This window comes from Methylobacterium ajmalii, from assembly GCF_036448855.1.
Taxonomy (GTDB): domain Bacteria; phylum Pseudomonadota; class Alphaproteobacteria; order Rhizobiales; family Beijerinckiaceae; genus Methylobacterium; species Methylobacterium ajmalii.
Window position 1 is genome coordinate 208021 of record NZ_JAZFXT010000063.1, and the last position, 7262, is coordinate 215282.

The window sequence follows — 7262 nt, forward strand, 5'->3', positions numbered from 1 at the left end:
GTGATGACGAACGGGTTCGAGGCCGATCCGCGGGTGCTGTGGAGCGAGGACGTCCTGCGCTACCGCGACACGGACGCCAACGGCCACGTCAACAACGCGGTCTTCGCGGCGTTCTGCGAGAGCGGCCGGGTGCAGTTCTTCGCGACCCACCTGACCCCCTTGCTCACGCCCGACACCTTCTTCGTCATCGCCCGCTTCGTCATCGACTACCGGGCGGAGCTGCACTATCCGGGCCGGGTCCGCACCGCGACCTGGCTTGCCCGGGCGGGGCGCACCTCGCTCGGCTTCCGCCACCGCATCCTCACCGGTGACACGGTGGCGGGCGAGGCGGAATCGATCTGCGTGCTGCTCTCGAAGGACACGCGGCGTCCCGTGCCGCTCGGCGCGGCCGGGGAGGCGGCGGCGGGGCTGGTGGTCGAGGCGGCCTGAAGCCTCTGAGCCGGCGGCCGGGGAGGAGAGGCGGCCCGGGACGCGTGGACGCGGGCGCCCGCGCACCGTAATCCCTGACGGCGGGCCGCATCGGAGGCCCGTGACCGCCAGGAGGGTGCGTGCCGTGCAGCTGCGGGCCCTGATCTACTTCAACGAGCTCGCCCGGCACGGCTCGATGCGGCGGGCCGCGGAAAAGCTCGGCATCGCGCCGACCGCGATCAGCCGGCAGATCGAGAACCTCGAATACCGTTTCGGCGCGCCGCTGGTGGAGCGCGACCCGACCGGGATCCGCCTCACCGCCGCCGGCGAGCTGCTCGCCGCGCGCTCGGCCCGCTCGCTCCGCGAACTCGACCACGTCCGTACCCTGATCGACGACCTCAAGGGCCTGCGGGCGGGCCGCGTCACGGTCTATGCCAGCGGGGCGGCGGCCTCGGGCCTGCTGGTGCCGGCGCTGGCGGACTTTTCCGCGAGCTACCCGGACGTGCGCTTCGAGGTCGTGGTGGCGAGCGTCGGGCGCAGCATGCAGGCCCTGGCGGAGGGGGAGGCGGACCTCGCCGTCACCCTGTTCACGCCGCCCCGGACCGATACCGTCGCGCGTTGCCGGGTCGCCATCGAGCACGCCGCCGTGATGGCGCCCGACCATCCGCTCGCCGACCGCCTGCAGATCGGCCCGGACGACCTCCTGGCCCATCCGACCGCCGTACCCGACGCCGCCTTCGGGGTGCGCCAAGCCCTCGACGGCCAGATGCGCGAGGCGGGCCTGCCCGCCCTCGATCCGGTCTTCACCACCGGCGCCCTCGAGGTGCAGCTGGAACTGGCCCGCCGCGGCCGGGCGGTCCTGGTCCTGCCGCCCTTCAGCGTGCGGCGCGACGCGGTGGCGGGAACGCTGGTGACGCGGCCGTTCCGGGGCCTGCGCATCCGCACCCATCTCGACCTGTCGCACCTGCGCGACCGGCCGCTCTCCTTCGCCGCCGCCAAGCTGGTGGCGGTTCTGGAGCAGCACATGCCGGATTTCCGCGCAGATCGCGAGGTGTAGCGGTTTCGGCTACGGGGTGCGCACCAGATCGCTGTTGCGGCCACACCCAAAATCCTGATCTCCTAGCGGCATCGGCCAGGCCGCCCGGCAGAGGCGGCCGGCGAAGACGCCAACGAGGGGTTCCATGGTCACACGCACGCGCTTCTCCCGCCCGCGCCGCCGCCTCCTGGCCGGTGCCGCCGCCGGAGCCGCCCTGGCGGTCGCGATGCTGGAGCTCCCGGGACGCGCCGAGGCCGCGCCGCGGACCGACCTCGTCGTCGGCATGCCGGTGGAGCCGCCCGGCCTCGACCCGACCAGCGCGGCGCCCACCGTGATCGGCCAGGTGGTGTGGCAGAACGTGTTTCAGGGCCTGACCCGGGTCGACCGCGACGGCAAGGTGCAGCCGCAGCTCGCCAGGAGCTGGACCGTCTCGCCCGACGGCCTGACCTACACCTTCGCGCTCCAGCAGGGCGCGAAATTCCACAACGGCGAGCCGTTCACCGCCGAGACGGCGAAGTTCAGCCTCGACGCGATCCGGGCGCCGGGCTCGGTCAATCCGCAGAAGGCGCTCTACGCGGTCATCGCCGACGTCAAGGCGCCGGACCCGCAGACCCTGGTCCTGACGCTCTCGAAGCCCTCCGGCAACCTGCTGTTCTGGCTCGGCCTGCCGGCCGCCGTGATGGTCGAGCCGAAGTCGCGCGAGGGGCTGAAGAGCCAGCCGGTCGGCACCGGGCCGTTCCGCTTCGTGGCCTGGCGCAAGGGCGACCGGGTCGAGCTGGCACGCAGCCCCGATTACTGGGACGCCGCCCGCAAGGTGCATCTCGACAAGGTGACGTTCCGCTTCATCGGCGATCCCCAGGCCGCCGCCGCGGCCCTGCGGGCCGGCGACGTCGACGCCTACCCGCTGCTGCCGGCCCCCGAACTCTACGGGGCGTTCCAGAAGGATAAGGCGTTCAAGGCGGAGCCGGGCCTGACCGAGATGAAGGTCGTGGCCGGCATGAACAACGCCGAGAAGCCCTTCGCCGACAAGCGCGTGCGCCAGGCGCTGATGATGGCGGTCGACCGCAAGCTGCTGATCGAGGGCGCCTATTCCGGCTACGGCGCTCCGATCGGCAGCCACTACACGCCCAACGACCCGGGCTACAAGGACCTGACCGGCGTCTACCCCTACGACCCGGCGAAGGCCAAGGCGCTGCTGGCGGAGGCCGGCTACGCCAAGGGCCTGACCTTCACCTTCAAGTCGCCGCAGATGGCCTACGCCACCCGCACGGCGGAGATCCTGCAGGCGATGTTCTCCGAGGTCGGGGTCACGATGACCATCGTGCCGACCGAGTTCCCGGCCAAGTGGGTGCAGGAGGTGATGCGCGACCGCAGCTTCGACATGACGGTCATCGCGCATGCCGAGCCGATGGACATCGCGATCTACGCCAACGACCCGTATTACTTCGGCTACAAGAACCCGGCCTTCAACGACGTGGTGTCGAAGGCTGCGCAGGCGACCGACGAGGGGGCGCGCCTCAAGCTCTACGGCGAGGCGCAGAAGATCCTCGCCGAGGACGTACCGGCCCTGTTCCTTTTCGTGCTGCCGAAGCTCAGCGTGTGGCGTGCCAAGCTCACGGGGTTCTGGCGGAACGAGCCGGTGCCGTCGAACGACCTCACCGAGGTGCGGTGGACGGAGTAGGGCAGTCCTCCCCTCTCCCGTGTGGGAGAGGGGCCTGGGGATCGAAGACCCCGCGTGAGGGTGCTACGGTTCTGAGTCTGGCATTAACCGTAGATCTGCCAGCACGACGCTCAGTACTCTGAACTGAAGCGTATCATCCTCACCCCTACCCCTCTCCCACTCGGGAGAGGGGGTCCCGCGCTAGGTTCTTATTTCATAATACAATAAACGTCAGATTTATCGATGTTGAGCTCCCCTTCATGCTGAGGCACTTCCTCCGCCGCGCCGCCGGCTTCGCGGTCACCTTCGTGCTGATCTCCATCCTGGTCTTCTGCATGATGGAGATCGTGCCGGGAGACCCGGCCTCGGCGATGCTCGGCACCTCGGCGACGCCCGAGACGCTGGCGGCCCTGCGCACCCAGATGGGCCTCGATGCACCGGCCTATCTCCGCTACCTGCGCTGGCTCGGCGGGCTCCTCGTCGGCGACATGGGGACGTCCACCACCTACGGCGTGCCGGTGGGAGCGCTGATCCGGGAGCGGCTGGCGGTGACGCTGCCGCTCACCGGGCTCGCGGTGCTCATGGCCGTCGGCATCGCCCTGCCGCTCGGCGTCACCGCGGCGGCGCGGCCCGGCGGCGTCGCGGACGGGGCCGCGACGCTCTACGCCCAGGCCGGCATCGCGGTGCCGAACTTCTGGATCGGGCTCCTCCTCATCATGGTGGTGGCGCTCGGCCTCGGCTGGCTGCCGGCCGGCGGCTTTCCGGGCTGGGACCAGCCCGCGGCGGCCTTCCGCGCCCTGCTGCTGCCGGCTCTGGCGCTCGCCATTCCGCAATCGGCGGTGCTGACCCGGGTCGCCCGGGCCTCGGTGGTCGAGGTGATGAACGAGGATTTCGTCCGCACCGCCCGGGCCAAGGGCGCCTCGGTCTCCCGCGCCCTGTGGCGCCACGCGGTGCCGAACGCGCTGGTGCCGGTCATCACCATGCTGGGCCTGCAGATCTCGTTCCTGATCGGCGGCGCGGTTCTGGTCGAGAACGTGTTCACCCTGCCGGGCATGGGCCGGCTCGCCTGGCAGGCGCTCTCGCAGCGCGACCTGATCGTGATCCAGAACGTCGTGATGGTCTTCGCCACCATCGTCATCGTGGTCAATCTCGGGGTCGACCTGCTCTATACGGTCGTGGATCCCCGCCTGAGGAGGCGCGCATGACGGCTCTCGCCTTAAAGATGCGGCGCGGGTGGCGCCCCGGCAGCGTCCCGCTCCTCGTCGGCGGCATCCTGACGGCGCTCCTCATCGCGATCGCGCTCACCTCCCTGGTCTGGACGCCCGCGGACCCGACCCGGATGCGCATCCTCCAGAAGCTCAAGGGGCCGCTGGTCTCGGGGCTTCTCGGCACCGACCAGCTCGGGCGCGACGTCGCCTCGATGCTGATGCGCGGCGCCTTCAACTCGCTCACCACCGCCTTCGCGGCGGTCGCGGTCGGCGCCGTGCTCGGCACGCTGGCCGGCGTCGCGGCGGCGGCCAACCACAAGCTCGACGCGGTGCTGATGCGGATCTGCGACGCGCTGTTCGCCCTGCCGCCGATCCTGTCGGCGATCATGCTCGGCGCGCTGCTCGGCCCCGGGGCGCTCACCGCCATCGTCGCCATCGGGTTCTTCATGATCCCGGTCTTCGCCCGGGTCACCCGCGGCGCGGCGATGCAGATCTGGGCGCGCGAATACATCATGGCCGCCCGCATGGCCGGCAAGGGCACGGCCCGGATCACGCTCGAGCACGTGCTGCCCAACATCTCGGCCCAGGTCATCGTCCAGGTCACGATCCAGCTCGCCATGGCGATCCTGACCGAGGCGGGCCTGAGCTTCCTCGGGCTCGGCCTGCCGCCGCCGGCGCCGACCTGGGGGCGGATGCTCGCGGAGTCGCAGACCTACCTCATCCAGGCGCCCCACCTGGCGCTCGCCCCGGGCCTCGCCATCGCGGCCGCGGTCCTCGGCCTCAACCTCCTGGGCGACGGGCTCGCCGCCCGCCTCGACCCGCGCCGCCGGCAGGCCTCCTGATGCTCGCGATCCGCAACCTCTCCATCGCCTTCCCGCGCCCCGGGGGCGAGGCCCGCGTCGTCGAGGACGTCTCGGTCGCGGTCGGCCGCGGCGAGAGCCTCGGCATCGTCGGCGAGTCGGGCTCCGGCAAGTCGATGCTGTCGCTTGCCACCATCGGGCTCCTGCCGGGGAGCGCCCGCACCTCCGGCGAGATCCTGCTCGAGGGGAAGAACATCCTCACGATGGGCGAGCGCGAGCTGTGCGGTGTGCGCGGCCGGCGCATCGGCATGATCTTCCAGGAGCCGATGACCGCGTTGAACCCCGCCATGACCGCCGGCGAGCAGATCGCGGAGGGCATCCGGCTCCACCGCGGTACCGGCCGGGCCGAGGCGCGGGCCGAGGCCATGCGCCTCCTCGACCGGGTGCGGATCCCCGATCCCGCGCGGCGCATCGACAGCTACCCGCACGAGATGTCCGGCGGCCAGCGCCAGCGCGTCGGCATCGCGATCGCGCTCGCGCTGAAGCCCGACCTGCTCATCGCCGACGAGCCGACCACGGCGCTCGACGTCACGGTGCAGAAGGAGATCCTGGACATCCTCGACGACCTCGTGGCCGATCTCGGCCTGTCGCTGATCCTGATCAGCCACGACCTCGGGGTGATCGCCCGCAGCACCGACCGGACGCTGGTGATGTGCCGCGGCCGCGCGGTCGAGACGGGGCCGACCGAGGCGGTCCTGCGCCGCCCGAGCGCGCAATACACCAAGGACCTCATCGCCGCGCTGCCGCGCCGCGCCCGGGCGGGGCTTTCCGCCGAACCCGCTCTCGCCGCCGGAGGCGCCCGGTGACCGCTCCGCTCCTCGCGATCGAGAATCTCTGCCGCGACTACGCCCTGCGCGGGGCCGGCGGCACCATCCGGTCCCTGCGCGCCGTCGACGGCGTCAGCCTCGACGTGGCCCCCGGCAGCATCTTCGCGGTGGTGGGCGAATCGGGCTGCGGCAAGTCCACGCTCGCCCGCATCGTCATGGCCCTCGACCGGCCGACCGGCGGCACCGTGCGCCTCGGCGGCGACGACCTGTTCGCGCTGTCGCCCAAGGCGCTCGCGCGCAAGCGCCGCGACTTCCAGATGGTGTTTCAGGATCCCTACGGCTCCCTCAACCCGCGCCACTCGGTCGGCCGCATCGTCGCCGAGCCGCTCCACCTCCTCGACGACGCGCCGAAGGGCCGCGACCGCGCCGCCCTGGTCGCCCGGGCGCTGGAGGATGTCGGGCTGCCGGCGCAAGCCGCCGAGCGCTACCCCCACGAATTCTCCGGCGGCCAGCGCCAGCGCATCGCCATCGCCCGGGCGCTCATCACCAACCCGAAGCTCGTCGTCGCCGACGAGGCGGTCTCGGCTCTCGACCTGTCGATCCAGGCCCAGATCCTGCGCCTGATCCTGTCTCTGCGCGACCGGCACGGCCTGACGGTTCTGTTCATCACCCACAATATCGGCGTCGTCGACGAGATCGCCGACCGGGTCGGGGTGATGCGGGCCGGTCGGCTCGTTGAGACCGGCACGGTGCGCGAGGTCCTCGACCATCCGCGCGAGGACTACACCCGCACCCTGCTCGCCGCCGAGCCGACCCTCGCGGCCCTGGGGCAGCGCCGACGCCGGGCCTGACATGACGCAACGGTATGCTGCGAGCGCATGGCCGCCGTGTCGCCTCGGCGCTTGCGTTGTGCGGTGCAGAGTGTGAAAACGATTTCACGCACAGCGGCGATGGCGTCGCCGCGGTGCTGCCCTTCTTGGGCGTTTCCTCCCTTGACTTCGGGCCGCCTCGCAAGGGGCGGCCTTTTTTCTGCGTCCGGCCTCGCCCCGGTCCGGATGGGACCCGGCTGCCCGGCCCCGCCGGCGGGACGCCCCTTCCCGGGTGGAAAGGGGCGCCGGTTCTCACTTCATCGTCGGCATCACGAATTCGGCGCCGGCGCGGATGCCGGTGGGCCAGCGGGTCGTGATGGTCTTGAGCCGGGTGTAGAACCGCACCCCCTCCGGCCCGTGCATGTGGTGGTCGCCAAACAGCGACGCCTTCCAGCCGCCGAACGAGTGGAACGCCATCGGCACCGGGATCGGCACGTTGATCCCCACCATCCCG

8 protein-coding genes are annotated in these 7262 nt (G+C 71.5%); 7 read left to right on the top strand and 1 reads right to left on the bottom strand.

Going from position 1 to position 7262, the window contains the following annotated elements:
• The first annotated feature begins 3 nt into the window (after positions 1 to 3).
• From V3T34_RS26215 to V3T34_RS26245, 7 genes are all read left to right on the top strand, one after another.
• Complete coding sequence (locus tag V3T34_RS26215) at positions 4 to 429, top strand: acyl-CoA thioesterase (RefSeq protein WP_305079721.1); 426 nt, start codon at positions 4 to 6, stop codon at positions 427 to 429.
• 124 nt (positions 430 to 553) lie between these two features.
• Complete coding sequence (locus V3T34_RS26220; protein WP_305079720.1) at positions 554 to 1465, top strand: LysR family transcriptional regulator; 912 nt, start codon at positions 554 to 556, stop codon at positions 1463 to 1465.
• A gap of 124 nt (positions 1466 to 1589) precedes the next feature.
• Positions 1590 to 3125, top strand: a complete 1536-nt coding sequence (locus V3T34_RS26225) for an ABC transporter substrate-binding protein (protein WP_407942776.1) — start codon at positions 1590 to 1592, stop codon at positions 3123 to 3125.
• A 239-nt stretch (positions 3126 to 3364) separates the two neighbouring features.
• Positions 3365 to 4309, top strand: coding sequence for an ABC transporter permease (locus tag V3T34_RS26230; protein ID WP_305079719.1), 945 nt, complete (start codon positions 3365 to 3367; stop codon positions 4307 to 4309).
• Positions 4306 to 5154: an ABC transporter permease gene (locus V3T34_RS26235; RefSeq protein WP_244533698.1), complete on the top strand. Its 849-nt coding sequence runs from the start codon at positions 4306 to 4308 to the stop codon at positions 5152 to 5154. Before V3T34_RS26230 ends, V3T34_RS26235 begins: the two co-directional genes overlap by 4 nt.
• Positions 5154 to 5978 carry an ATP-binding cassette domain-containing protein gene (locus tag V3T34_RS26240; RefSeq protein ID WP_305079718.1) on the top strand — a complete coding sequence of 275 codons (825 nt, stop codon included), beginning with the start codon at positions 5154 to 5156 and terminating at the stop codon, positions 5976 to 5978. Before V3T34_RS26235 ends, V3T34_RS26240 begins: the two co-directional genes overlap by 1 nt.
• Positions 5975 to 6790 (top strand): ATP-binding cassette domain-containing protein, encoded by an 816-nt coding sequence (locus tag V3T34_RS26245; RefSeq protein WP_305079717.1) that lies wholly within the window; start codon positions 5975 to 5977, stop codon positions 6788 to 6790. The genes V3T34_RS26240 and V3T34_RS26245 overlap by 4 nt, the downstream gene beginning before the upstream one ends.
• A gap of 270 nt (positions 6791 to 7060) precedes the next feature.
• Here V3T34_RS26245 and V3T34_RS26250 read toward each other — a convergent pair.
• Positions 7061 to 7262 (bottom strand): aldehyde dehydrogenase family protein (locus tag V3T34_RS26250; protein WP_305077936.1); only part of this gene is annotated, 202 nt, incomplete at its 5' end.

What these genes read in the sequence shown, in the direction of transcription:
- V3T34_RS26215 (WP_305079721.1), top strand. Translation starts at nt 4, where the DNA reads ATGACGAACGGGTTCGAGGCCGATCCGCGGGTGCTGTGGAGCGAGGAC.
- V3T34_RS26230 (WP_305079719.1), top strand. Translation starts at nt 3,365, where the DNA reads ATGCTGAGGCACTTCCTCCGCCGCGCCGCCGGCTTCGCGGTCACCTTC.
- V3T34_RS26225 (WP_407942776.1), top strand. Translation starts at nt 1,590, where the DNA reads ATGGTCACACGCACGCGCTTCTCCCGCCCGCGCCGCCGCCTCCTGGCC.
- V3T34_RS26235 (WP_244533698.1), top strand. Translation starts at nt 4,306, where the DNA reads ATGACGGCTCTCGCCTTAAAGATGCGGCGCGGGTGGCGCCCCGGCAGC.
- V3T34_RS26240 (WP_305079718.1), top strand. Translation starts at nt 5,154, where the DNA reads ATGCTCGCGATCCGCAACCTCTCCATCGCCTTCCCGCGCCCCGGGGGC.